General features: G+C 48.4%; 23 protein-coding genes. 17 read left to right on the top strand and 6 right to left on the bottom strand.

The features are described 5' to 3' along the window. The first annotated feature begins 195 nt into the window (after nt 1-195). The 9 genes from AC4GL5_RS09680 (at nt 196) to AC4GL5_RS09640 (ending at nt 10471) form a co-directional block, all read left to right on the top strand. Complete coding sequence (locus tag AC4GL5_RS09680) at nt 196-1254, top strand: ABC transporter substrate-binding protein (protein ID WP_490382576.1); 1059 nt, start codon at nt 196-198, stop codon at nt 1252-1254. A gap of 9 nt (nt 1255-1263) precedes the next feature. Then, complete coding sequence (locus AC4GL5_RS09675; RefSeq protein WP_490382575.1) at nt 1264-2067, top strand: alkaline phosphatase family protein; 804 nt, start codon at nt 1264-1266, stop codon at nt 2065-2067. Continuing rightward, nucleotides 2064-2990 (top strand): ABC transporter permease, encoded by a 927-nt coding sequence (locus AC4GL5_RS09670; protein WP_490382574.1) that lies wholly within the window; start codon nt 2064-2066, stop codon nt 2988-2990. The genes AC4GL5_RS09675 and AC4GL5_RS09670 overlap by 4 nt, the downstream gene beginning before the upstream one ends. Next, on the top strand, nt 2977-3765 hold the full coding sequence (locus AC4GL5_RS09665; RefSeq protein ID WP_490382573.1) for an ABC transporter permease: 789 nt from the start codon (nt 2977-2979) through the stop codon (nt 3763-3765). The genes AC4GL5_RS09670 and AC4GL5_RS09665 overlap by 14 nt, the downstream gene beginning before the upstream one ends. Next, nucleotides 3762-4781, top strand: a complete 1020-nt coding sequence (locus tag AC4GL5_RS09660; protein WP_490382572.1) for an ABC transporter ATP-binding protein — start codon at nt 3762-3764, stop codon at nt 4779-4781. The genes AC4GL5_RS09665 and AC4GL5_RS09660 overlap by 4 nt, the downstream gene beginning before the upstream one ends. Nucleotides 4782-4783: 2 nt before the next feature. Next, nucleotides 4784-5443: an HAD family hydrolase gene (locus tag AC4GL5_RS09655; RefSeq protein ID WP_490382571.1), complete on the top strand. Its 660-nt coding sequence runs from the start codon at nt 4784-4786 to the stop codon at nt 5441-5443. A gap of 452 nt (nt 5444-5895) precedes the next feature. Continuing rightward, the gene (locus AC4GL5_RS09650; protein ID WP_490382570.1) at nt 5896-6504 is read left to right on the top strand and encodes a hypothetical protein; all 609 of its coding nucleotides are present in this window, start codon (nt 5896-5898) and stop codon (nt 6502-6504) included. Beyond that, complete coding sequence (locus tag AC4GL5_RS09645) at nt 6504-9914, top strand: Lcl domain-containing protein (protein ID WP_490382569.1); 3411 nt, start codon at nt 6504-6506, stop codon at nt 9912-9914. The genes AC4GL5_RS09650 and AC4GL5_RS09645 overlap by 1 nt, the downstream gene beginning before the upstream one ends. After that, nucleotides 9911-10471: an Lcl C-terminal domain-containing protein gene (locus AC4GL5_RS09640; RefSeq protein ID WP_490382568.1), complete on the top strand. Its 561-nt coding sequence runs from the start codon at nt 9911-9913 to the stop codon at nt 10469-10471. Before AC4GL5_RS09645 ends, AC4GL5_RS09640 begins: the two co-directional genes overlap by 4 nt. A 97-nt stretch (nt 10472-10568) precedes the next feature. Here the strand turns inward: AC4GL5_RS09640 and hydA are convergent, their stop codons facing one another. From hydA to AC4GL5_RS09625, 3 genes are all read right to left on the bottom strand, one after another. Then, entirely contained in the window at nt 10569-12008 is a 1440-nt protein-coding gene (gene hydA / locus AC4GL5_RS09635; RefSeq protein ID WP_490382567.1) for a dihydropyrimidinase, read from the bottom strand. 8 nt (nt 12009-12016) lie between these two features. Then, a complete protein-coding gene (locus AC4GL5_RS09630; RefSeq protein ID WP_490382566.1) occupies nt 12017-13501 on the bottom strand; it encodes an NCS1 family nucleobase:cation symporter-1 in 1485 nt (494 codons plus the stop codon). Nucleotides 13502-13576: 75 nt separating this feature from the next. Beyond that, nucleotides 13577-14812, bottom strand: a complete 1236-nt coding sequence (locus AC4GL5_RS09625) for a Zn-dependent hydrolase (RefSeq protein WP_490382565.1) — start codon at nt 14810-14812, stop codon at nt 13577-13579. Nucleotides 14813-15083: 271 nt separating this feature from the next. On the opposite strand from AC4GL5_RS09625, the gene AC4GL5_RS09620 reads away from it, so the two are divergent. From AC4GL5_RS09620 to AC4GL5_RS09585, 8 genes are all read left to right on the top strand, one after another. Further along, nucleotides 15084-15728, top strand: coding sequence for a TetR/AcrR family transcriptional regulator (locus AC4GL5_RS09620; RefSeq protein ID WP_490382564.1), 645 nt, complete (start codon nt 15084-15086; stop codon nt 15726-15728). A gap of 265 nt (nt 15729-15993) precedes the next feature. Next, complete coding sequence (cofG, locus tag AC4GL5_RS09615; RefSeq protein WP_490382563.1) at nt 15994-17121, top strand: 7,8-didemethyl-8-hydroxy-5-deazariboflavin synthase CofG; 1128 nt, start codon at nt 15994-15996, stop codon at nt 17119-17121. Then, nucleotides 17118-18344, top strand: a complete 1227-nt coding sequence (gene cofH / locus AC4GL5_RS09610; protein ID WP_490382562.1) for a 5-amino-6-(D-ribitylamino)uracil--L-tyrosine 4-hydroxyphenyl transferase CofH — start codon at nt 17118-17120, stop codon at nt 18342-18344. The genes cofG and cofH overlap by 4 nt, the downstream gene beginning before the upstream one ends. Continuing rightward, nucleotides 18341-19357, top strand: a complete 1017-nt coding sequence (gene cofD, locus AC4GL5_RS09605; RefSeq protein ID WP_490382561.1) for a 2-phospho-L-lactate transferase — start codon at nt 18341-18343, stop codon at nt 19355-19357. Before cofH ends, cofD begins: the two co-directional genes overlap by 4 nt. Further along, nucleotides 19354-20085, top strand: coding sequence for a 2-phospho-L-lactate guanylyltransferase (gene cofC, locus AC4GL5_RS09600; protein ID WP_490382560.1), 732 nt, complete (start codon nt 19354-19356; stop codon nt 20083-20085). The genes cofD and cofC overlap by 4 nt, the downstream gene beginning before the upstream one ends. Next, on the top strand, nt 20078-20878 hold the full coding sequence (gene cofE / locus AC4GL5_RS09595) for a coenzyme F420-0:L-glutamate ligase (RefSeq protein ID WP_490382559.1): 801 nt from the start codon (nt 20078-20080) through the stop codon (nt 20876-20878). Before cofC ends, cofE begins: the two co-directional genes overlap by 8 nt. Then, entirely contained in the window at nt 20875-21540 is a 666-nt protein-coding gene (npdG, locus tag AC4GL5_RS09590; RefSeq protein ID WP_490382558.1) for an NADPH-dependent F420 reductase, read from the top strand. The genes cofE and npdG overlap by 4 nt, the downstream gene beginning before the upstream one ends. A 56-nt stretch (nt 21541-21596) precedes the next feature. Further along, the gene (locus tag AC4GL5_RS09585) at nt 21597-22604 is read left to right on the top strand and encodes a TIGR03842 family LLM class F420-dependent oxidoreductase (protein WP_490382557.1); all 1008 of its coding nucleotides are present in this window, start codon (nt 21597-21599) and stop codon (nt 22602-22604) included. Nucleotides 22605-22703: 99 nt separating this feature from the next. Here AC4GL5_RS09585 and AC4GL5_RS09580 read toward each other — a convergent pair whose 3' ends face one another. The 3 genes from AC4GL5_RS09580 to AC4GL5_RS09570 are packed head-to-tail and all read right to left on the bottom strand — an operon-like array spanning nt 22704 to nt 26237. Then, nucleotides 22704-23339, bottom strand: coding sequence for a LuxR C-terminal-related transcriptional regulator (locus AC4GL5_RS09580; protein WP_490382556.1), 636 nt, complete (start codon nt 23337-23339; stop codon nt 22704-22706). Next, the gene (locus AC4GL5_RS09575; RefSeq protein WP_490382555.1) at nt 23332-25128 is read right to left on the bottom strand and encodes a sensor histidine kinase; all 1797 of its coding nucleotides are present in this window, start codon (nt 25126-25128) and stop codon (nt 23332-23334) included. Before AC4GL5_RS09575 ends, AC4GL5_RS09580 begins: the two co-directional genes overlap by 8 nt. Next, complete coding sequence (locus AC4GL5_RS09570) at nt 25125-26237, bottom strand: ABC transporter substrate-binding protein (protein ID WP_490382554.1); 1113 nt, start codon at nt 26235-26237, stop codon at nt 25125-25127. Before AC4GL5_RS09570 ends, AC4GL5_RS09575 begins: the two co-directional genes overlap by 4 nt. Nucleotides 26238-26264: the final 27 nt, after the last annotated feature.

Here is a 26264-nt window from a genome sequence, read left to right as displayed (position 1 = left end):
GTCTCAGCACAACCTCTGAACTAGTCCAATAAATAAGCGTCGAAATGCTATCACTATATTATTTCTTTTTAAATATTGTGGTTAATTAATCACTTTTAGCGACTAAAAAGCGTCATACAGCCTTAATCTTACTGTCACAAAGCTGATCTAGCATCGAATCATCAAAACTGACCTAGTCCAGAAAGGATGTTGATAATGAAACTGATATTAAAAGCGGCTTCTTGTGCTCTTGCGGCCGCTCTGTCTTTAAATGCGATCGCTTCTGAGAAAACGGATCTGAGTGCACTTATCAGTGCTGCCAAGAAAGAAGGCGCTGTTTACAGTGTGGGTATGCCGGATAGCTGGGCCAACTGGAAAGATACCTGGCGGGATCTGAAAACAAAGTATGCTCTGGAGCATCAGGATACGGATATGAGCTCGGCTCAGGAGATTGCCAAGTTTGAAGCTGAGCGCAAAAACGCCACAGCAGATATCGGTGATGTCGGTTTTGCCTTTGCCCGTGTGGCGGTTCGCAAAGGTGTGACTCAGCCTTATAAGCCATCAACCTGGAATGAAATCCCAGATTGGGCTAAAGATAAAAACGGTCATTGGGCGCTGGCTTATACCGGTTCTATCGCCTTTATCTCCAATAACAATCTGGTAAAGAATGCGCCAAAATCCTGGGCTGACCTTCTGAAAGGTGATTACAAGGTCACTGTCGGTGATGTCGGCGTAGCGTCACAGGCCAATAATGCAGTGTTAGCGGCAGCATTTGCCAATGGCGGTGACGAGAGCAACTTAAAGCCTGCAATTGAGTATTACGCCAAACTGGCTAAGCAGAACCGCCTCTCGTTCAATAACCCCAGCATCGCTAACCTGGAAAAAGGAGAAGTAGAAGTAGCTATTCTGTGGGACTTTAATGCGCTGAATTACCGCGACAAGATTGATCGTGATCGCTTTACGGTATCGATCCCTCAGGATGGCTCGGTAATTTCCGGTTACACCACTATTATCAATAAGTTTGCCAAGAATCCGAATGCCGCCAAGCTGGCTCGTGAATATATTTTCAGCGATCAGGGCCAGATCAATCTGGCAAACGGTTATGCGCGTCCCATCCGCACCAGCATTAAGATGCCAGCTGAAGTACAGGCTAAATTACTGCCGAACAGTCAGTACTCCAACGTTCAGCCGATCACAGACTTTAAGGCCTGGGAAAAATCCGCACGTAAACTGCCGCGCCAATGGCAGGAAAGCGTTCTGATTCACCAGCAGTAAGAGGTCAGTATGAGCAATAAGGTTATCCTTGTTGTTCTCGACGGCCTTAACAGTGACATAGCCCGAACGTGCATGGGCTATGTCAATGGCCTGGTCGAAGATCAGCAAGCCTCCGTTTATACCTTACAGAGTGAACTTCCATCTCTGTCCCGCCCGCTTTATGAGTGCATTCTGACAGGTGTGAAACCGGTCAACAGTGGCATTACACACAATCAGGTCTGCCGTCGGTCTAAGGAAGACTCTGTATTCAGTCTCGCCAGAAAGGCGGGCTTAACCACAGCCGCCGCCGCTTATCACTGGGTGAGCGAGCTTTATAACCGTGCGCCTTACCAGCCACGTCGTGATCGGGTAACGGCGGATGAATCTCTCAATATCCAATTTGGTATGTTTTATCAGTGGGATCATTATCCGGATGAGGCTTTGTTTCAGGATGCAGATGCACTGCTGAATCGCCATAACCCGGACTTTCTTCTGGTTCACCCAATGAATATCGATGATGCGGGGCATAAGTTTGGACTTGATTCCCGCCAGTACCGTAACAGTGCCCGCCGGGCCGATATCATCTTGTCGGAGTACCTGCCGGATTGGATACGTGAAGGCTATCAGATTCTGATTACCAGTGATCACGGTATGAATAACGACCTGTCTCATGGCGGAACTCTGCCGGAAGAGCGGGAGGTGCCGCTGTTTACCATCGGTCAGCGCTTTAGCCATGCTCCGGCAGGGATACAGCAGGCCCAGATCTGCGGGTTGGTCTGTCAGTTATTGGGAATACCGCACGACAAACCCTATCCAGCGGAGTTTTTGCGATGAGTTATCCGGTACAGGCCCAGAGTCAACCGTCTAGTGACACCACCGCTAATTCAGGGGCTAAAGCTGCCATGCACAAGGTCAGACGTTTTTTAGGGCAGGGCAAGGTTAAGGCGATTGCTGTAGTGATCCCTTTTGTGGTGTTTTTCTATCTGTTTCAGCTGACACCTTTGGTTTGGGTCGCAATCAATAGCTTTCAGTATGATGGTTCCTGGTCACTGGAACACTACACAGAAATTCTGGATTCTGCCTTTATTCAACAGGGTTTCCGCAACAGCCTTTGGTTGGCTTTCTGGTCAAGCTTAGTCGGCTTATTACTTGCCGCTTTGCTCGTGGCTTCTTTACGCCATCTCAATAGTCGTCTAAGGGATATGATTGTTGCTTTTACCAATATGAGCAGTAACTTTGCCGGTGTCCCTCTGGCTTTTGCCTTCATCATTATTCTGGGTACCAACGGTGCGGTAACGCTGTTACTGAAACAGTGGGGCGTTATTGATGATTTTAACCTCTATGGCAGTAGTGGCCTTCTGGCGCTTTATATCTATTTTCAGATCCCACTGGGTGCATTGTTACTGTACCCGGCGTTTGATGCGCTAAAGCATGAATGGCAGGAAGCTGCTGCTCTGTTAGGCGCATCGCAGCGGGTTTATTGGTGGCGGGTAGGTCTTCCGGTGTTGTCACCGGCGTTACTGGGCACTTTTATTATCTTGTTTGCCAATGCGATCGGTGCTTACGCCAGTGTTTATGCCCTAACTGCGGGTAACTTCAATGTGGTCACGGTACGTATCGCAAGCCTGGTATCGGGGGACCTGTTTCTTGAGCCGAATCTGGCGGCTGCTATATCCGTAGTACTGATTACGCTGCTGGGCGTGATTACCGCGATCAATCAATGGCTTATCGGCAGGAGCTATCATGCAAAACGTTAATCTCTTGTATCATAAAACAGTGGTTTATAGTCTTGTTGCTCTGCTGGCATTACCGATAGCAGCAACCCTGGTTTACTCCTTCGCCAGCCAGTGGGGCGCGACCATACTTCCTGACGGCTTCACACTGAAATGGTATAGCCAACTGTTTTCCGATATACGTTTTCTGGAAGCCTTTGGCCGGTCACTGCTTGTCTGTGTTACCGCGCTGCTGTTAGCGCTGGTGCTGGTGATTCCGCTGGCCTTTGTGGTGTTTTACTACTATCCCGGTTACGACAAGCTGATGAATCTTCTGATTCTGTTGCCCTTTGCCGTGCCGCCGGTAGTGTCTTCCGTTGGCTTACTGCAGTTCTACGCCGATGCCCCTTTCCCGATGTTGGGGACACCCTGGATTCTGATTGGCACCTATTTCACCATCGCGCTGCCCTTTATTTACCGGGCGATTGCGAACAGCTTTTTGGCGATCAATCTGCGGGATCTGGTGGATGCGGCCCATCTGCTGGGCGCATCTACACCAAAAGCCTTTTTCTACATCATCCTGCCAAACCTGAAAAAAGGTGTGTTGGCATCGATGTTTCTATCATTTTCCTTCCTGCTGGGGGAGTTTGTCTTCGCCAATATTCTGGTGGGTACCCGTTATGAAACCCTGCAGGTTTACCTCTACAACATGCGCCAGACCAGCGGTCATTTCACCTCGGCACTGGTGATGACCTATTTCTTTTTTATTTTTATCTGTACCTGGTTGGGCAGTCGAATCAGCAAGAGTAATGCATTATGAGTTATGTCAACGTCACCGGCCTGAGCAAGGCATTTGGTCAGAATCAGGTTTTTACCGATATTGCTTTCACCATTGAGCAGGGCGAGTTCATTACCCTGCTGGGCCCCAGCGGCTGTGGCAAATCAACCCTGCTGCGCAGTATAGCAGGGCTCAACTCTGTTGATAGCGGCTCATTAGCCGTTGCCGGTCAGGAGATCACCCATCTGGCACCACAAAAACGGGAAATCGGTATGGTGTTTCAGTCTTATGCGCTGTTTCCCAATATGAACGTGGAAGAAAATATCGCCTTTGGATTGAAAATGAAGGCCGTTCCTAAAGAAGACGCCCGAAAGAAAATTGCCCGTATTATCGATCTGGTCGAGCTAAAGGGTAAGGAAAGCTGTTATCCCCATCAATTATCCGGGGGGCAGTGTCAACGAGTGGCTCTGGCACGTGCTTTGGTCGTTCAACCCCGTATTTTGTTGCTTGATGAGCCCTTATCTGCGCTGGATGCAAAAATCCGTAAAAATTTGCGAATTCAGATCCGGGAGATTCAGAAAGAGCTCAATCTGACCACTATCTTTGTCACTCATGATCAGGAGGAGGCGATGCTGATGTCAGACCGTATTTTCCTGATGAATGGTGGCCAGATTGTGCAAAGTGGCACGCCGGAGACTATTTACACCCAACCCGCTAATGCTTTTGTGGCGGGTTTTATGGGACATTACAATATACTGGATAAATATACAGTTCTTGACCTGTTTGGCCTGAACAGTGAACAGCCGATCGCGATCCGCCCGGAAGCGATCTATATCAAAGAGCCGGGACGCCAGTACCCGGAACAGATGACGGAACCAGCAAACGCCATCATTAAAGACCACCAGCTGTTGGGAAACGTGATTCGGTACAAGGCCCAGATCGGTCAGCAGGAAGTTACTCTGGATGCACTAAACCGCTCAGCAGAGCATCTGATACCAGCCGGTAGGCCGGTTGAACTTCTGTTTGATCGCCATGAGTTTCAGCTGGTGGGAGCTTAAGTATGACTCAGACACTGTACGTCTTTGATATGGATGACACCCTGATCGAAGGTGACTGCTCCATGATCTGGAATGAGTATCTGGTGGAGCAGGGGATTGTCACCGAGCCGGGGTTTCTGCAGCGCGATCGTGAGTTAATGGCCCTCTACAGCGAGGGCAAAATGAGTATGGAGGCCTATCTCTCGGCCACTCTGCAGCCGTTACAATCGGTCAGTCTTGAACAGCTATCCCTTTGGGTGGAGGCCTGTGTCACAGAGCAAATACTGCCTCGGGTTTATCCTGAAGCACAGGCTCTGATTGAAACGCTGAAACAGCAGAAGAGCAGAATGCTGGTGATCTCGGCCAGTGCCAGTTTTCTTATCGAGCCGGTTGCCCGTGCATTAGGTATTCCTGAAGCTTTAGGCATCAACCTGAAAGAAGACGCAGGAAGAATCACATCACAAATTGAAGGTATCGCCAGTTATCGGGAAGGCAAGGTCAAACGGCTTGAGCAATGGCTCGCACAACAAGGTATCGACAGACAGCAGCTGGAGATTCACTTCTATACCGACTCGATCAATGACCTGCCCTTATGTTTGTACGCTGACTATGCACACCTGATTAATCCATGCCCGTTACTGATCCAGGCCGCAGACCATCGTTGGCAGCACTACCACTGGTAAGTGTTGCTTTCAGGGGAAATGATTAACTGATGAGAGATTTCATTTCAGCGCAAGCAGGATCAGATGGGGAGGCATGCTGGAATTTTTACGAACAGGGTTATTTCTCTGCTTACCCAATTAAAAGCCCGTAACCTGAGGGTGGCGGGCTTTTGTTTTCAGACCGGCGACATATCAATTCATTGGATGTGCTACACAACAAGGTGGGTTTTATATTTATTTATGCGAATGAAATTATAAAAAACATTAACATTTATTTGCCTGTGCTTCCAAAAAATACAATCAGTCATTACAATTAGTTACAATGCTGATGTCTTTAACGCCTTTTAGCGAGTTAACCGTTATTCAGTATTATAGAGTTTAGTTTTTTCTTAATTAGGGCTAGGCGGTGTCTTCGATTCTTACCATAAGGATGCGCAGGCTTATTGGTAAACTGCGTTAGCAAGGAGTGCCATATGTGTTTTTCTGTATTATCTCGTCCGTTTTCTTATCTAGCAATCTGTAGTTTATTTCTTACCGGCTGCGGTGGAGGCGGATCAGCAGAAACTGATGACAAACAGGATTCAACAGAACAAAGGATCAATGTAAATATTTCTCATAAGCTTCTCAGTCAGTTGCCCGATGACCAAGAGTATTTTGTCATTTCCGAGAGCGGCCAGACGAATGCCTCGATTGCTGAAGGGACCCTCACCAATAAAGCTCCTGAAGAAAGTGAACTGGTGCTGCTCTCTTCAGAATTTGGTGAGCCAATGGCTGTAGGAATCCGACATAGGGGAGATAGTTCAGTTCAAATTGACCTCACTAGTACTGCAACAGTGTTTGTTCTTCGTCATGAGCGATTTTTTGGCGTTGAATTTGATGATTTGAATGCGTTGCAAAGTCGGATCCGGTCTCATCCTCAGTTTGTAACTCTTGTTGAAAAATTACAGGCGGAAATCGACGATAAAAGTCCTTGCCCGATGAATCCTAATTGTAGCTTTTTGGCCACTATTACCGCTGATGAGGTTGCATCTACCTTGAGCTTGGATGGCCTTACGATGTCCTCGGGCGGAGGCCAGAACTAATGAAACGATTAAATAAGGCTTTGGCTTTAAGTACTTTGTTGCTTATTTCTAATTTACCGCCAGCTCTTGCTGACTCATCTGTTACTTTGAGCGATCGACTTTATCTGGATAGTACCGATACTGGAAAGCTTACAGTTTCTAATCGTTATCTGACCAACTATATAATGCGGGTTGTTGATCCTGTCACCGGGAAACTTGGTGGAATGCGCTTTATTAAGCCCAGTGATAAAGCGATTGACTTTGATATCGTTGATATTGATTTTGACGGCATAATTCCTAAGACCAACCTAAGCTATCCTGCAAAAGCGCCTGAAGAAACTGAAATTGATCTAAATAGTGCCGTTAGTGATTGGCGCAATGCTGATCTGGTATTTCAAGGGGCAAGTCTTGTTGATATGTCCTATAGGATCAGTTCAGGACGTCTAAGCAAAACTGAAGTGGTCGATACTATTATCCTCTTTGCTCTCAACGCGTTGACGTTAACGAAAACGAGTATCAGTGTGGTGCACGACCTTGACACAGCGGGTTTAAGTGAAGCAGGGGAATTAGTCTCAAAACTTAAGCCATGGGCAGAAAAAATTGCAAATTTCCAGGATGAAATAGCCAAGCTTGGCTTACTTTCTGATGTATCACAGACCTGGCTCGACATCGCTGATCTTTTCCTGAATGAGCTGGACCAGGATCTGAGCGCATACCCTGGGTTGGCCGATTTTAGGCAATATCACTTGATTTTCAATGAGTCTCTGAACCAACTGAAAGTTGTGGCAGGGATTACGAAAGAAATTACTGCGGGCCAGCAACAAAAAATAAAGGGGACTATCGCCAATCAGTATAAACGTCTGCTAAAAGATCTACCGGTTGATTTGAGCAATACATCCGTTGATACCGTTTTGGATCTCGCAGCTAATGAATTTGCGGTTCAGTATCGCGATGCAACTACTGGTCGTGAACAGGCAGAGCTTATTGCTCTCTATTTTATCCAGCCGATGGAAAAAACTCTTATTCTGTTCAGAACGGAATTTCAGCGCCAACTTAAACAACTGGAACGAGATAAAGCTCCTGCATCTGAGATTAAAGCTAAACAGGAAGAAATTGACTCCCTGAGAAATGGTAGGGCGCTCCTTCTATTGTCAAACATGGCTTTTAATGCTCCGGAAGTCATGCGAAAAATCCGTGAAGAACCTGAATTTATCGTTCCTTTTCTTTGGGAAGTTGGCGCAGCCGTGGCTGATGAAGTCTTTACACTGGACACCACAGAGACAGTGGTGAAAAAAGCCTGGCAACAGTATACAAAGCTGGATGGTCGTCACGCCTCTTTTGTCAAAATTAGAAAAACATTCAAAAAATCAGGGTCTTACATGAAGGCCGTGTCTGCCGGATCGGCTATTGGAAATCGCTTGTTGCCCTTGGTGTGGGATATCGTGTTGGCACCGAGTCGTCTTCAAACATCGTTCATCAATGGCCAGTTCAGCCCATATGGCCCTATGGAAACGTTAGTGGCTGTTGCTAAGATCGACACCGCAACTGGCGAAGAAAAGTTTATTGGAGGCGTTAATCATAAGGAGAATGAGGTTGCGTTAAGCCTTTCTGCTGGAGACAAGATTCGTATACAAACAGGTTTGCGCAGGTCGTTGCAGTTTGATCCAAGCCGGGCGCCCTGGGAGCTAAACCCCAGCGTTGTCCCTACAACGGTTTACGATGTACTGACGACATCTCCGGAGAGTTACTCGCACACCTACCTATGCGCCAGAAAGCTGATGGGAAATATTGATTATGCCTTTTATGACACAGCCGGCACGAATTGGTTGATACCGGCTAAGCAGTGTGGAACAGGTGTTTCCGATTTCGACCTGCTGGGACTACAGTTTCCATCAACGGGTGGAGATTGGTACGACGGCAGTAGGGAAAACAGTACGCCCTATAACCCCAATGAGTTGCCTGAGTGGTTAAAAATCCAACAATTCACAACAAGCACCAACCCGATAAACTCTCTGGACTATGAGTATAAGGGAGGAAAAGAAACTCTTCAGGTCATTGTCTCTGGCTTGAGTACAAACAATATCGTGCACAATATTCTCCTTGTACCTGAACTTCAGCAGGTTGGGTTCAAGATGTCAGAAGTTCCTGGCGATGGTAACTCGTTTGCCGCAACATTTGATGCATCACAAATTTTAGCGTCCCCCGAAGACCCTATTAAAAGCTATACATGGAGATGGGGAGACAGTGACATTGTATCTGTTTCTGCTGAGCCAAAATTTCAGCATGAGTACGCTAAATCCGGTAGTTATGATATCAGGCTGGCGGTTACGACTGAATCTGGTGCCGTAACGGTCCACGAAGAAAGTGTTGTGATCGGCGAGGGTGATGCTCCTGTGCTTCAGGCTTCTCCCGGTGACTCAACGATAACTCTTACTTGGAATAGCGTTACGAATGCAGAAAGCTACAACCTATATTATGCAAAGGAGACTATGGGAAATCCCTCTGATGTCGACAACTATTCGGCATACAGCGGGGGAACTATGTTAACGGGTCTAAGTGGTAACCGTCAGATATTACATGCTCTGAATAACAATTCGACCTATTATCTGACACTCGTAGCATTAGTAAATGGGGAAGAAAGTGTCCCAAGTAATGAGGTCAAAGCTATACCACAGGCATTAGGCGAAAATCCGGTATTCATGAATGACACTGGTGTTACTTGGGGAGGCAATTTCCCTGATAGTAACAATGAGGATTGTACTGGTGAGACCATCTTAGCGCAGGACTGCAGTCACGGTCGTGATGTTACCCATAATGATCCTTTGGATGGTCATGCAGGATTTAGTTTTACACGAATCAATAGTGACGGTAGTCAATATAGTGGTAGTGGAGACTATTCCAGTCAGCCTTGGTCCTGTGTTCAGGACAATGTTACTGGGTTAATGTGGGAAGTGAAAACAACAGCATCTGAGGGTGCAGATATTCACTCTCGCTTTGACAGGCATTCTTGGTACAACTCGAAGTGGCCTGAGCGAGGGGAAATCAATGAAGATGCTGATATCTGTACCGGCTTTGAGGCTAAAAATCCTGCAACGTACTGCAATACGGAGAGCTTTGTAGCGCGTGTCAACAAGCAGGGGTTATGCGGTTATAACGATTGGCGACTTCCATCCCCCATGGAGTTGCAGTCTATTCTGGACTATGGACAAACAATTCCTCCACTGTTGGATAAATCCTATTTCCCTAATACGGCACACATTTCTGCTGGAACTCGCTATTGGACTGATACACACCTCGCGGGCAGTATATTTGCCATAAAAGTTGTGGAACCTGTATTGGGCCAAGTGTCTATTAATCATGCATCTAATACCTCTTATGCTTACACACGACTGGTCAGGGATAACAATAGCTCAGCAGGAGGTGTAGAGTGAAACTGCTCAACTATGGAAAAACGCTTGCTCTCTTGACATTGACTCTACTAAGTGTTAGTCAGGTTCAAGCCGAATGCGAACTTATTTTTCCGGCATCGACTCCCTCTGGAGACTTTGAAATCCATAATAATGGCACCGTCACCCACAAAAAAACCAAGCTAATGTGGAAAGTGTGTCCTGAGGGATCTGATTGGGATAACGGGACGACCTGCACCGATGGTGAAGCAGGTTATACTTGGCAAGAGTCCTTACAGCATGTTTCAGGACTAAATAGTAGTGGTGGTTTCGCTGGCTATAGCGATTGGCGATTGCCCAATATTAAAGAATTACTGTCAATCGTAGAAGATCAGTGTCATCTTACTGCTATTAATGTAGACATCTTTAATGCTGGGGCTCTAGAGCTTTACCATGGTGTTTTTTGGTCTTCAACCCCCAGTATCAGAAACAGTGGTTACGGTCTGGACTCTGCCTATTTCATTGACTTTCGATCTGGATCGTCGTCTTCATTTACCCGAGAAAATACAGCCCAGATTCGGCTTGTGCGAACGGCAGAGTAAATAGGGAACCTGTATCCAGGCTCATTAAAATAAAGCAAAAGCCCGTAACCTGAGGGTGACGAGCTTTTGTTTTCAGACCGGAGATCATAGGGTTGGGTTAATCCCGCATAACCGGCTCCGGCAGATTCAGATCCAGTCGTTTCTTAAGCGACTCATAAAACGGTGCATAGGGTTTCCGCTCTACGTAGCGACCTGATCCCTGTTCAGCAAGGAGTTTGCCCTGATCAAATGCAATGTTGCCGTTGCAGATGGTAGTGACGGGCACACCATGAACATCCATCCCTTCAAAGATATTGTGCTCGATTTTCGACCACTGTTCCTGCGCTGAGAGGGTCTTGCTTTTTACGGGATCCCAAATAACCAGATCGGCATCTGAACCTTCACGAATACACCCTTTTTGAGGATAGAGATTGAAGATCTTAGCGGTGTTGGTAGAGGTCAGTGCGACAAATTCATTGGCTGTGATTTTGCCGGCATTAACCCCTTTCTCCCAAAGCACCATCATGCGCTCTTCAACCCCAGCTGTTCCATTAGGGATCTTAGTAAAATCATCTTTACCCATCGCCTTCTGTTCAGCACAAAATGCACAATGATCCGTGGCTGTTGTTTGCAGCGTCCCACCCTGAACACCCTTCCAGAGTGCGTCCTGATGATGTTTGGGCCGGAAAGGAGGGCTCATAACGTGAGCTGCAGCTTTTTCCCAGTTGGCATCACGATAAACGCTCTCGTCAACAACCAGATGTCCGGCTAAAACCTCTCCAAATACCGTCTGGCCATGATCTTTTGCATAACGAATGGCATCCGTGGCTTCTTCAGTCGACACATGGACCAGATAAATTGGCGCGCCCAACGTATTAGCAATAGAGATCGCCCGGTTAGCCGCTTCACCCTCAACGGAAGAGGGACGGGACAAAGGGTGAGCCTCAGGTCCCGTTACACCTTTTTCCAGCATTTGCTGCTGTAAATGGAAGACAAGCTCGCCGTTCTCAGCATGAACGGTAGGCACGGCCCCCAGTTCCAGGCACTTAGTGAAACTGGCCACCAGAATGTCATCAGTCGCCATAATGGCGTTTTTATACGCCATAAAATGCTTGAACGAGTTAACACCATGCGCTTTAACAAGCTGTGCCATCTCTTCAGCAACACTGTCATCCCACCAGGTAATTGCCACATGGAATGAATAGTTTGAATGGGACTTATCAGACCAGTCACGCCATTGGTTATAGGCCTCGATCAATGACTGTTGCGGGCTTGGAATAACAAAGTCAATAATCGTCGTTGTGCCACCGGCTAGCGCAGCAGCCGTGCCTGAAGCAAAGTCATCCTTCGCAACCGTTCCCATAAAAGGCAGCTGCATGTGAGTATGGGGGTCGATACCGCCGGGCATAATCATTTTACCTGTGGCATCAATAACCTTGGCATTCGGTTCAGAGATATTTTTTCCAACCCGAATGATCTTACCTTCATCGCATAAGATATCCGCCGGAAAACTTTCCTCATGGGTGACAACCGTTCCACCTTTAATCAGTAACATCATTGTTCTCCTTACTCGGGCTGAAGTTCTGCATCAACAGCGGTCTGGTTTTGGGCACTGGCTAACAGGAAGTAGACAAGAGCGCCAGTGAATGCACCGGTGAACCAGCCATAACTGTAAAACCAGCTCAGTGCTTCAACACTGAATGAGATCAGCGTAATCAAGACAGGTACGGCAAAGGCAGTCAGACCTGCAAGGTTAAATGCCGGATACACACCATCGGTCGAATACAAGGCCACCAGGTCCAGGTTCTGCTTTTTAATCAGGAAATAATCGACGATCATAATTCCGGCAATGGGGCCTAAAAGACTGGAGTAACCCAGTAACCAGTTGGTGTACATGCTTTCGACACTGACATCAGAAACCACCCAGCCCAGCTTTTTCAGCAACTCCCAGCTCATCAGTGCAATACCCACAACCCCCGTCATGAGCACACCTCGGGTATGGTCAATCAGTTTTGGCGCAATATTCTGAAAGTCATTGGTAGGCGAAACGATATTCGCAGCGGTATTGGTTGAGATCGTAGCAATAATGATCAGCACCATCGCGATCGCCACCCAAAATGGGCTATCAATTTTACCGATCAGCGAAATAGGGTCCGAGATGGTTTCGCCAACCAGTGTGGTCGATGCTGCAGTCAGAACAACACCCAGAGCCGCAAAGAAGAACATCGTCAAAGGCAACCCCAGAATCTGGCCGATAACCTGATCTTTCTGGGATTTGGCATAACGGCTGAAGTCCGGAATATTCAGAGACAAGGTTGCCCAAAAACCGACCATTGCCGTCAGACCACCGAAGAAATAACCCCAGAAACTGGCATCTTCAGGACGGGTTGCAGGAGTTGCCAATACTTCCGTAAAAGACACTTTACCGCTGGCCCAAAACATCAGACCAAAGCTAACCACCAGCAACAGTGGTGCCGCCAGAGTTTCCAGCCATTTGATCGACTCGGCACCCCGGATAACCACATACATCTGCAGTGCCCAGAAGATAAAGAAGCCAATCACTTCACCGACGCCGCCCAGAGATGTCCAGCCATCAGAGAAGGCAGAGAACAACAGATGGATCGCAAGACCACCAAACATGGTTTGAATACCAAACCATCCGCAAGCGACCAAACCCCGAATCAGGCAGGGAATGTTAGAGCCGACAATGCCGAAGGATGAACGAAGAACCACAGGGAAGGGGATACCAAACTTCGTACCCGGAAAAGCGTTCAGAGTCAAAGGCACCAATAAAATCACATTGGCCAGAAAGACGGTAAACAGGGCTTCCGTTACGGACATACCAAAGTAGGCTGTCAGTACACCGCCCAGGGTATATGAGGGAACACAGATCGCCATGCCGACCCAAAGGGCCGCGATATTAAAGATACTCCAGGTTCGTTCACTGATTTTTGTCGGGGCAAGGTCATCACTGTAGGCTGCGCTGGACTGCAATTCATCCTGGGCATCCAGTTCGTAAAATTCGCCTTTTTTAATTGCTTTGCTTGTCATCTTTACACCTTTGATTTTTTGATTGTAGGTGTGCAAGAGCACGTCTTCGGGTTAGGGCAACTCAGGAAAAAACGATCAGGCAGAGGCCAGACGATGGCTGGCTTCAAGCATGGTATGCAGCAGAACATTAGCGCCTGCTTCGCATTGTTCCGGGGAGCTGTACTCGATTTCGTTGTGGCTGATACCGCCTTCGCATGGGGTAAAGATCATTCCGGTAGGAACCAGATCAGCCATATAGCAGGCGTCATGACCAGCACCGGCATAGATATCCATATGGCTGTATCCCAGTTTTTCTGTGGCCGCTTTAACATCATCGGATGCGTTAAATTCCACCGGAGCGAAATACCAGAAAGGGTCTACCTTGATCTCAAGTCCGCGTTTGGTTGAAACGTCTTTGCAGAATGCAATCAGGTCCTCATGCATGCTCAGTAAGGTGTCTGGTTTAGGATTTCTCAGGTCCGCACTGAATTTGATCTGACCGGGAATGGTGTTGCGGGAGTTCGGATAAACCTGCATAAAGCCAACCGTGCCCAAACCGTTTTCATAGTTGTGAGCAATATTTTCGATCTCCTTAACGATCTCCGCCGTTGCCACCATGGCATCTTTACGCAGATACATAGGCGTAGTACCGGAGTGAGATTCCTGACCGGTCACTTCAATGTTGTACCAACGGATTCCCTGACCTAATCGAACAATACCGATCGCCTTGTCCGCATCTTCAAGAATAGGGCCTTGCTCAATATGAGCTTCGAAGAACGCCCCCACATGACGCTTGCCTGGCTCTTCCTCGCCTGCGTAGCCAATGCGCTCCAGTTCATCACCCAAACGGATGCCGTCAACATCGGTTTTATCCAGCTCTGTTTGCAGATCGAAGCGTCCTACATAAACGCCGGAACCCTGCATAGCAGGCTGAAAGCGGGAGCCTTCCTCATTGGTCCAGACTGAAAACTCCATCGGCGTCGGTGTTTCTATATTGTTCTCATGCAGTGTTCGAAGAACCTCGACACCTGCTAAAACACCAAACACACCATCAAACTTACCGCCTGTCGGCTGTGTATCAAGGTGACTGCCGGTTCCAACTGCCGGCAGGTCATTATTCAAGCCAGGGCGGCGCGCAAAAATATTGCCAATTTTATCAATTGAGATCTCGCAACCCGCTGTCTTACACCAGGATACGAAGAGATCTCGGGCCTGTTTATCCAGATCGGTACCTGCCAGACGATTACAACCACCTTTCTCCGTTGCGCCAAATTGAGCCATCTCCATTAAGCTGTCCCAAAGACGTTGTTTGTCGACCCTTAAGTCCTGCATATATCGTTCTCCCAAAATTAAGCGCTGTTAAAAGCACTAATTTCTTACCAATTGGTAAAAACATATCGCCAAAAAAACTCCCCAATGAATCGGTGTAGAACTGAGGAGTGACACGATCAGATGTCGTCATCCGGTAGAAGCAAGAGAGGGGCCAAGGTTATAAATCTGATAAGATGGGTTACCCGAAAAGGTCATTTCGGCAATTGGCAAAAATAGCTATTATAAAAGCAATAAATCATTTCAATTCAGCAGCTTACAACGGTGGCGATCTGTGACAGGAAAACATGAAAAAAAAACCAAACAAGCCATTAACCGTGAAATTTTAGAATCAAGAATTCTACGATCTGCTGAGTTGGTTTTCGCTGAAAAAGGCTTTAGCGGGGCGTCAATGGAACGCATTGCAGAGCTTGCCAATATCTCCAAGCAAAATCTGATTTATTACTTTGCAAACAAAGACTTACTTTATAAAAAAGTGCTACAGGAAATACTCGGCATCTGGATTGACAAGCTACAGTTATTGGAATTATCCGAGGCTGATCCCGAGACCTCAATTCGACACTATGTGAAAGAAAAAATGGCGTTATCCCGGGACTATCTCTATGGCTCCAAAGTCTTTGCCCACGAAATTATTAGTGGTGCACCGGTATTAAAACCCTACCTGATATCCGATCTTAAACCTCAGTTTGAAAAAGACATTGAAGTTGTTAACTCTTGGATTCGTAAGGGTTTTATCAATGATATCGATCCCGCTCACTTCTTCTTTATGGTCTGGGCGACTACCCAGTCTTATGCTGATTTCTCCACACAAATGGACATTCTGATGGATCAATCCCAATTACAGGGAGAAGGTTACCTAAGGGCTGAGCAGGCGGTGACTGATTTAATTCTGCACGCTATTGGTGCCGGAAAAAAATAATTCCAACTGTTTTACCATGTGTAAAAAAATACTAATTTTCTTGCCAGTGAAATCATTGCTCTTACCAATACTTGTAATCCCATGATTTAAAAGAGGTTTTAATTTCAGTTAATCATTTGCTTACGTCAAATTAACTCGCCTTCTGCCAAAACAGTGCACGATCTGCACTAAAAAAAACGTGTTTACCCGCCAAAATTCTATGTGCTATCAATTGTTTTATACCAAACGGTAAAACTTTTTCTTCACAACAATTTGGCGGTGCACCATGATCAGTATTGCTGATGCCTACAGCTATAAAAACGCCACTGGCCCGGATCTGCATGCTTTATGCGAGCAGGCATCAGCCGTTCGTGATCTGCAGTGGGGCAAACAGGTCTCCTATTCACCAAAAGTCTTCCTTCCCTTAACGAATATGTGCCGCGATTCCTGCGGTTACTGCACCTTCGTCCAAAGCCCTGACAGCCCAAGCGCTAACTATATGACGCCTGAGGAGGTCTTAACCGTTGCTCTTCAGGGAGATCGCTCAGGCTGTCGTGAAGCTCTGTTTAGTCTGGGTGAAAAACCTGAACAGAAACACGCTAAAGCCCGCCAATGGTTGGAGCATCTTGGTTACGCATCCACTCTGGATTATCTGCAAAGCCAGTGTGATCAGGTGTTATCACACACACGTTTGTTGCCTCATATCAACGCCGGAGCTCTGAGCAGAACTGAGCTAAAAAACCTTAAACCCTATGCCGCAAGCATGGGCATGATGCTGGAAAACAGCTCGTTAGCGCTGATGAAGCCGGGACAGGCGCATCACGGCTGCCCGGATAAGACACCAAAGCGTCGAATAGCCACTTTAGAAGCCGCCGGCGAACTCGGTATCGCCTTTACCACAGGAATTCTTATCGGTATCGGTGAATCCTGGGAAGACAGAGTCAACAGCTTGGCTCTGATAAGGGATATTCATCACACCTATGGCCACATTCAGGAAGTGATCGTACAGAATTTCCGGGCGAAGCAGGGCACCGCAATGGCCAACTGCACTGAACCGGATCTTGATGATATGAAGCGTACTCTAGCGGTTGCGAGGCTCATATTACCCCCTGAAATCAGTCTGCAGGCTCCGCCAAATCTGGAACAGGAATATGGTGCTTATCTCTCGGCAGGCATCAACGACTGGGGTGGAATCTCACCGATTACCCGTGACTTTATCAATCCTGAAAGGGCCTGGCCCCACATCAACAGCCTGACTCAGGCCTGTCTGGGTAAGGGGTACCGTCTTGTCGAACGCCTGACAATTTATCCCGCATTTAGCTCAGCCAACCAGCAATTTCTGACACCGGAACTCAATCAAAAAGTTCAGTGGCTTCAACAGACAGAACTCACCTCAAGAGGGCTAGTAGCATGAATGCACCGTTTAAAACCGCAGATATAGCGATTCGTGAAGAATACCGTGCCGTATTGGACAAGGCTCTGGCCGGAACAGAGCTGAGTAAAGATGACGCTATCTTATTGTTTAAGGGCAACCCTGAAGAAACACGCATGCTCTGCGATACCGCTAATCAGATTCGTCAACGCATAAAGGGGCAATGTGCCAGCTTTGTGGTGACACGCAATATCAATTTCACCAACGTGTGTTACATGGGCTGTAAGTTCTGCAACTTTGCCAAACACAAAGGTGATGAAGGTGCTGAATTTCTCTCACTGGAGCAAGTTGCCGACAGGGCTGCTGAAGCCTGGGAGCGGGGCGCTACGGAGGTTTGTATTCAGGGTGGACTGCACCCGGATCTTGATGCGGATTATTACCGTGGCGTAATTTCCCATGTGAAAGCCCGTGTCCCTGATATTCATATTCATGCCTTTTCACCTTTTGAGATCTGGTATGGCTCAAAAAAAGCCCGCATGGCTCCCGCTGATTTTCTCGCAGAATTAAAAGCATTAGGGCTCGGCTCTATGCCGGGCACCGCTGCCGAAATTCTGGATACCGAGGTCAGAAGTCAGCTGACCAAAAACAAACTCACCACTGATGAATGGGTGCGCATCATAAAGGCCGCTCACAGTGTCGGTGTGCCAACTACGGCAACCATTATGTACGGCCATATCGACGGCCCTGAACACTGGGCAGAGCACATGGCTCTGATTCGCTCAATTCAGAAGCAAACAAAAGGCTTCACCGAGTTTGTCCCCCTGGGATTTATCCATTACGAAACCGCGTTGTACAACGACAATCCAACCGTGGTTCGTGCCGGGCCAACGACCGATGAACATATCAAAATGCATGCGGTTGCCCGCCTGATGCTGCAGGGGCAGATCGACAATATTCAGTCATCCTGGGTGAAGATGGGGCCGGGAATGGCCTCCTCATTACTGAAATCGGGTGTGAACGACCTAGGCGGAACCCTGATGGATGAGAGTATCTCCCGCGCTGCCGGGGGAACCCATGGGCAGGAAGTTTTGCCTTCCGATATGGTCGCTAATATTCAGGCCAACGGTTTAACACCGGTTCAGCGCGGCACCCTGTACCAAACGCTGAAAACCTATCCGTCTCCCATCGATTCAATCCCGCTTAATCCGGCGACTACGGCCTCAGAGGTTACTCTGGCAGGAACTGTGGCAGGAGAGGCTGTATGACGAGTCTTCAATCGGTTTTAAGTCAGGTGCCAGTGTCTGATTGCCCCACGATTACCCTTCTGGCCGGTGGTGTGGGCGGAGCCAAGGCTGCGGAAGGCTTACAGGCCTCACCTTATGCGGAAAAAGCCGCCGTTATCGCCAATATCGGTGACGATGAGATCTTTCATGGACTGAAGGTCTGCCCTGATATCGACACCCTGATTTACTCCCTGTCTGATCAGATCGACAGGAACAAGGGCTGGGGCCTTAAAGAGGAAAGCTATCAGGTGTTGTCCGGCCTGAAGGATCTGGGCTGTGATACCTGGATGACGTTGGGTGATAAGGATTTTGCTACCCACATCTACCGCTCAATGGCGCTGAATAAGGGGCAGACGTTAACCGAAGTGACGGAGCAGTTGGCCACCCGTTACAAGGTTACCCTGCCCATTATGCCGCCAACCGATGCCCCCGTGCCCACTCAGCTTTATTACGCCGATCAGTGGCACAGTTTTCAGGATTATTTTGTCCGCGAGCAGTGCCGGCCTGACATTGAAGATATCCGTTTCTCTGGGGTTGAACAGGCTAACGCAACCGACAAGGTACTTAATCAGCTTTCCCGAAGTGAGATTATCCTGTTGGCTCCCAGTAACCCGCTGGTCAGCATAGGCGCTATTTTAGCGGTGCCGGGCATTCGTGAGGCAATACAGGACAGCAACGCCTTTGTTGTCGCTATTTCTCCCTTTATCACCGGTAAAACGGTTAAAGGCCCCGCAGACAGAATGATGCGGGCCATGGGAAAAGATGCCGGAAACATCGCCTTGGCAGAACACTACTCGGATCTGATCCACGCACTGGTGATCGATCAACAGGATCAGCCGGATGCTCAGGCCATTGAGGCGACAGGCATCAAGGTCCTTAGCATAAATACGCTGATGACAACGCTGCGGGATAAAAAAGAGGTTATTACTGCATCGATACAGTGGGCTCTGGAGCAATCCCGAGGGCTGCTTGCCCAAAAGGAGGCCACGTTATGAACCTTACCGTTAAGCCTTTTCAGGACAATAAAGCGGAACTCTGCTTTGTGGTTCCGGTGAAATCCCCAAGCTGCGCCAAACAGCGTTTATCGGATGTTCTGGATCACCCGCAACGCACAGCGCTGGCCCGTCAGCTCTATCAGCACACGCTTCACTATTTAAGGCAGCACTTTCCTAAGTATGACGTCCTGGTCGTGAGTGAAAGTCAGGATGTTCTCACCACATCAGAGACCCTGGGATGCAAAACGCTTTTGCAGTCTGATGACGCCGGACTGAACAGCGCAATGGAGCTGGCAGCATCAGAAATAACCCGACAGGGCTACAAAGGGATGGTAATGCTGCCGGCTGATCTGGCTTTTCTGAGTCATGATGAGCTGTCTCGTCTGCTGCAGTATCACAAGCAGTACGACCTGATTCTGGCTGAAGCCAATGATGGGGGGACTAATGCACTTTTAGTCCAGCCTGCCAATGCGATCCGGTTCCGGTTCGGACTGAACTCCGCTCAAGCCCATCAGAGGGAGGCTACCAAAGCCAACCTGAAAGTCTGCGTACTCAAACTGCCACTGATGGCGGTAGATATTGATAAAGCAACTGATCTGGCTATCGCGCAGCAGGCCAACAGCAGCGCTCTGGCAGGTTTTGGTAAGGTCCCCTTGTTTTTCTCAGCAAAAGCAATGCCCTCGGCAAGCGAGGTTTCTCAGCGTTCCGGAGGGCCATGCCATGCCTGACTCCGTGTCGAAGAACGCCCCTTCAGACAGTCTTTACATGTTCAGACTGGAGGGCTTACCGGACTTTCAGCCGGGGGATAGTCTGGCTGAGCTACTGATTAACCACCTTGAGAAGACCCGGACTCAACTGGTTGATAAAGACATTCTTGTGATTGCCCATAAGGTGGTATCCAAGTGCGAAGGAGCCGTGCGACGCCTTTCAGACGTCACGCCAACGGCTGAAGCTTTTGAGGTTGCAGAAAGCGTCGGCAAAGACCCGCGTAAAGTTCAGGTCATTCTTGATCAGTCCAAACGTATTCTTCGGGCCGTGCGGCATCAGCCCGAGCGGGAAGGTGTACTGATTGCTGAGCATAACCGTGGCTATATCTGTGCTAACGCAGCGGTGGATGAATCGAATTCTGCCGATCCTGATCTGCTGATCACCCTACCTGAAAACCCGGACCGAAGCGCCAGAGAACTCGCTAATGCTCTCGAGCATCACTTTGGCGTCACTCTGGGCATAGTCATCAGCGACACCTTTGGCCGCCCCTGGCGACTGGGGCAAACCAACGTTGCTATTGGTGTCGCCAATGTGCCTGCCCTGAACATCATGGCCGGAGATACCGACGCTTATGGACGGCCTCTCACTGTGACCGCTCCCGCACTGGGGGATGAGCTTGCGGCTGCATCCGGATTACTGATGGAGAAGAGCGCTCAAACCCCCGTCATTGTTTTTCGTGGACTTGATTGGCAAGTCACTGACAGCTCAGGTCAGGACCTGATCCGAGCACAACAAGAGGATTTATTCCGATGAAAATTGCCATTATTGGTGGAACAGGCCCTCAGGGCAAAGGGTTAGCAAAACGCTTTGCACGTGCTGGTGTTGATGTCGTTATCGGTTCAAGAGACGGTCAGAAAGCAGAAACCCTGGCAGGTGAGCTGAACACAATACTGGATGGTCAGCATCTGAGCGGCTGCGATATTGAAACCGCCGTTCAGGCCAGCGACGGCATCGTCATTCTCTCCGTTCCTTACGCTGCGCATAACGCGACACTGGAGCAGATTAAACCCTTACTGGCCGACAAAATTCTGGTGGATATTGTCGTTCCACTGGCAGAGGGCAACCCGAAAGCAGTTGCCATGCCACCGGAAGGCTCAGCAACTGAGGCGGCGCAAAGCCTGCTGGGTGAAACCATTCCCGTCGTCGGGGCACTGCACAATGTTTCTGCTGTAACCCTTAACAATCTGGATAACCCGATCAACTGCGACATTCTGGTTTGCGGAAACGACCTTGAAGCCAAGAAGCAGGTGATGGCCCTTTGCGAAAAGTTGGGAACATCCGCCTATAACGCAGGGTTGGCCGAAAGTGCCCGCTGTATCGAAGCGATCACCCCGATTCTGATCCGCCTCAATATTTCAAAAGAGGTGCCTTTCTCTCATGCCGGGATTCGCATCTGCCCACCTGAACACGAATGACTGACGTTTAAACCCGATAAAAAACACAAGAAACACAACTATCTGAGGTAATAATCATGGAATTTGGCATCACTTTTAAAGGTTTTGTAAGTCCGGACCGCGCCCGTAATCTGGTTCGTCAGGCGGAAGCTGCAGGTTTTGATTACTGCTGGTTTTACGATTCTCATATCCTCTGGCGCGAATCCTTCGTTGCGATGGCGATGTGTATGGAGCACACCACCAAAATGCGCTTCGGACCTTGCGTCACCAACCCTAACATCCGTGACTGGTCCCTGGCTGCCAGCCTGTATGCCAGTCTGGCGCACCAGAGTAACGGCCGTTTTGATATCGGCCTGGGCCGCGGTGACTCATCAATGCGGGTTATGGGCAAGAAGCCCGCACCGCTGGCCCGTGTGGCAGAGTTCACCCAAAAAGTGAAAGCGATGGTGCGCGGTGAAGAAGTTGAATATGGTGAATGTGAGCAGCCGGTGAAACTGCCCTGGGCAACAGGTTATGAACTACCGGTCTGGATTGGTGCCTATGGCCCTAAAGCCCTGAAAACAGCCGGTGAAGTGGGTGATGGTCTGATTTTGCAGATTGGCGACCCCAGCCTTGTGAAATGGTTTGGCGATCAGGCTTTAGCTGCGGGCAAAGAAGCCGGCCGTGACATGAGTGACTTTAAGATTCAGGCGGCCGCGCCAGCTTATTTCGGTGATATGGATTACTGCATCGAGCACACCAAATGGTTCCCGGCGATGGTGGGTAACCATGTGGCGGATATCGTCGAAAAATATGGCAACGACTCAGGCTTAGTTCCCCGCAGTCTCACGGACTATATCGAGAAACGACGCGGCTACGATTACTCCAAGCACGGTCAGAGCGATAACCCCTATCTGGACTTTATCACTGAAGATATCGTAAAAAGCTTCTGTATTCTGGGTAGTGTTGAAGACCATATCGCTAAGATCCGTCATCTGGAAGAAGCCGGAACGACTCAGTTTAATATCTACCTGGATAACGGCGACGAAGAGAACATTATTGCTCAATACGGTAAGCACATTATTCCTCAGTTCAAAGGGGAATAAAGCTAGGGCACGATCCTAAGCATTTGGTGCTGAACAGAAAACTCCGGCATTTAGCCGGAGTTTTTTATACTTGTTTTTCAGCAAATCAGGGTAAACGACTTATTTGATCGTCATCAGAAGGTCATTCTCAATCGCATACCGAATCAACTCAACGGTGTTATTAAAGCCCAGTTTACGCTTGATATTGGCTCTGTGATTATCAACGGTACGCTTGCTAAGGCCAAGTCTTGAGGCGATCGCATCACTGCCATGGCCTTCAGCAACAAGTGTCAGAACCTCCTGCTCCCGTTGGGACAGCGGAGATTCCGGTTCAAGCTGAGAACTCTGCCAGGCCATTTCATGGGCAATGGCAGGGCTGACAAACCGCTGGCCTTGTTGCGCTCCCATAATCGCATTAACCAGATCTTCCGAAGCATCCAGCTTCAGCACATAGCCGTCAATTTTGGTAATGGCAGATGCCCGCTTAAATATCTTCAGTTCAGTATGCATGGTCAGCATCACGATTGAGCCCTTGTACCCGCGAATGCGCAAACGCTCTGCTAACTCAATTCCATTGCCATTTGCCAGTGAGATGTCCAAAACACAAACATCGGGCTGTTTGCCGATAATAATCCGCTCGGCATCCGGTGCATTGGTTGCCATATCAATCACATGAATCTTATTGGATTCTTCAAGCAAGGCTTTAACCCCCTGCTGGAAGATGACGTGATCATCAACGATAACGGCCTTAATCATGATAGGGGACCTCTAAACGGACAAGGGTGCCTTGCTCAGCAAGGTTCCGGATACTAATCTTTGCACCGATGATCATGCTTCGTTCCTGCATAGAATTCATACCATAGCTATCATGATGAGACTGCCCAAGAACAACACCCTTACCATTGTCCGCAATAGTCACGACAAAGTGATGTGTTTCTGCCTCCAGACTCAGAGTGATAAGACTGGCCTCACTGTGTTTAATGGCATTATTAAGGGCCTCCTGTGCAATCCGGTAGACCTGATAGGCACACTCCTTTGAAAGCCTGACATTATCCTGTTTATTCACGTTCAGCCTGATATTCGCCAGCCCACAATTATGGGTTGCCAGACTGATAATAGATTGCGTCGGTGATCCTGAGGCAACTTCTATGGGCTTCAGGTTACGAATCACAGACTTGAGGGTATTGGATGTAATCGCCACTTCAGTCTGCAAAGTTTCACTAAGCTCCGGCTCCAGCTTTTTAGCATTCAGATTAATCAACAGTTTAAGAGTAGACAGCCCTTGCCCGACACCATCATGAATATCCCGGGTCAGTCGGGCACGCTCCATCTCGCGAATCGACACTAACCGGTTTGAAAGCGTCAGCAGGGATTTAGCCATCTGCCGGAATCTGAGAGCAACATTAAAAAGCAGGCCAAAGGCTACAACAAACAGTGACATTTCCAGAGGTTTGACGGGACTGTAATCCAGCGCCCAAAACAGATCCAGAACAGCCCCCGTAAGCACCAGAAAAATCCCCGTATGTTCGAGCTTCAACAGTCGCCAATATCGAATCTTCTTGCCATAAACTTCGGTTAAAACACCGATATAGGAAAGCAAACAAAGGGATTTGAGGAACTCTGTTTCAGAACTCACGGTTGATTCTAACGCTAACAAAGCAAGCAGCAGTAAATTGGAGAGCAGCAGAGCTTTCGCAAAGGGTGATAATTTATGCTGTTCAGAATAAAGCCCCGCAAGGGTGAATACAGAAAGCGAAGCCAGCATCCAGGGCAGGGCCGATTGAGCCAGTTGATAACCCAATTCATCCGATAAAAGCAGAGAATTTGAAAAGATCATCAGGGCAACACTGGTGACAAACAGGCCGAAAAGGATATTGTCGCGTTCTTTAAACCCAACAGCCCGCAAGAATGCCGAAAACAGCCCAAATGAAACCAGAAGGCCGATCATAGCGCCTTGGGCGATTTTCAGTAGAGTATCGGAGTCTTTAGCTTTAAGCGCCAGAAAGTCATAGTTGTCGATAATGACACTACCGGGATTTATCGTCAGTGGCTCTTTATCACTTTGTAAGTGAATCAGTAGCTCATTGTCTTTTTGGAAATCCAGGAAGCTGTACCATAACCTTTGGCTGGGCAGAGGGAATATCTGAGTCTGAGAACGACGGAAATGCTTTAACGTACCATCAGATAAGGAATTGATACGAACCCCATTAACAAAGACTTCCGCGGAAGAAAACAATGGCCCAAGGCTAATCGCCAGAGATGTTGTTTTATGGTGCCAGCCAACCCGAAAATTAGCCTTAAACCAACGGCTTTTCAGACGGGGAATGTGCCACAAAGGGGGGTTCCAATGCTGAAGCGGTTGCCAGTCAGAAGCGGGGTAGGGCAGATCCGACATAGATCCGGAAGAATCCAACACCTGCCATTGATAAAGCAGGATATCGAGCTGCCCCTTATTATTCTCCTCCGCACTCGCAGCGGCACTTAATGACACAGCGCTTAATAGCATCAGCAGGCCGGCGACCAGAAATCTGCAAGTCAATATCATAACGATCTCATCAGTTCGGTTTGCCAGGCCTCAAGCATCCTCGCGATACTGGGAACCGTTCGGTGCGCAAGACTGTTTGGCCACAAATCAGGCACATCAGATAACTGCAACGTATCCTGTTGTATTTTCGAATAGCGTTCCGAGGCCGTCATATAGGGTGAAAGGTTACAAGTGGGGCCATTGTAAGACAGGTGAAAAGCTGCTTGTTCGGAGGCGATATAGTCCACCCATTGAAGGCTAAGCGCTTCATAGGGTTGGTCTTTTATTGCTCCGGAACCCTCCGTCCAGACGATACACTGGGGCATGCCATTTCTGATGTCAGGAATCGTCGTTTTAATCTGCTTGAGTCCCGCGCGTCGCATGGCCGAAGTCAGATAGGTTCCTGTTCCGATCAAGGAATGGACACTGCCATCAAGTAGTGCTCTCTGTCCTAATGCAACATTTGAAATAAAAACCGGCTGGTTTTTAAACAAAGCACGAAATGCCTCCTGCAAGTGTCTGATCGCATAGTCATCAAGTGATTCATAAGGGTTTATGCCTAAATACAGAGAGATTGGCAGCATGGGCCAATCCCCCCAGTCCATAATGCCGATTTTGCCTTTGTTCTCAGAACGGAAACACGGGGCATAACTCCGGTAGTCTTCTTCTTTAACAAAGCGGGTATTGATCGTGGGGCCGATCCAACCCCATTGAGTGGGCAGCCAGTTTGCATTCCCGTCGCCATCATCGAAAAAAAGCTCGGTTAACTCCGGGTAATACACTTGAGCAGCGTTCGCAGAAAAGCTTTTGGGAAGCATCGCAAGAACAGCATCCTGATCAAGGCGTTCTAACCAGGGACTATCAATAGAGACCATATCGTATTGACGGTGACCACCCTGATCGAGCTTGGCAAAGGCAGCGGGGCTGTCACTGATGATTTCAGGACGTATCGAACACCTGTGCAGGTTTTCAAATGGGACAAGCAAACTGGGCTGATCATAGCCATCCCAGCACAAATAGCGCAGTTCCGCAGGAGAAGCAGCGCCAAAAGAGAGGTTTGAACTCCCCATGAGCCCGGAAAAACAGATCAGAAATTGGCGTCTTGTTATCACTTGCAGACCTTTTTTCACTAGTTTGGCCCCAGAGCGCTCCGCAGG

This window comes from Oceanospirillum sp. (assembly GCF_982874595.1).
This window is presented reverse-complemented; position numbering and strand designations above follow the sequence as displayed.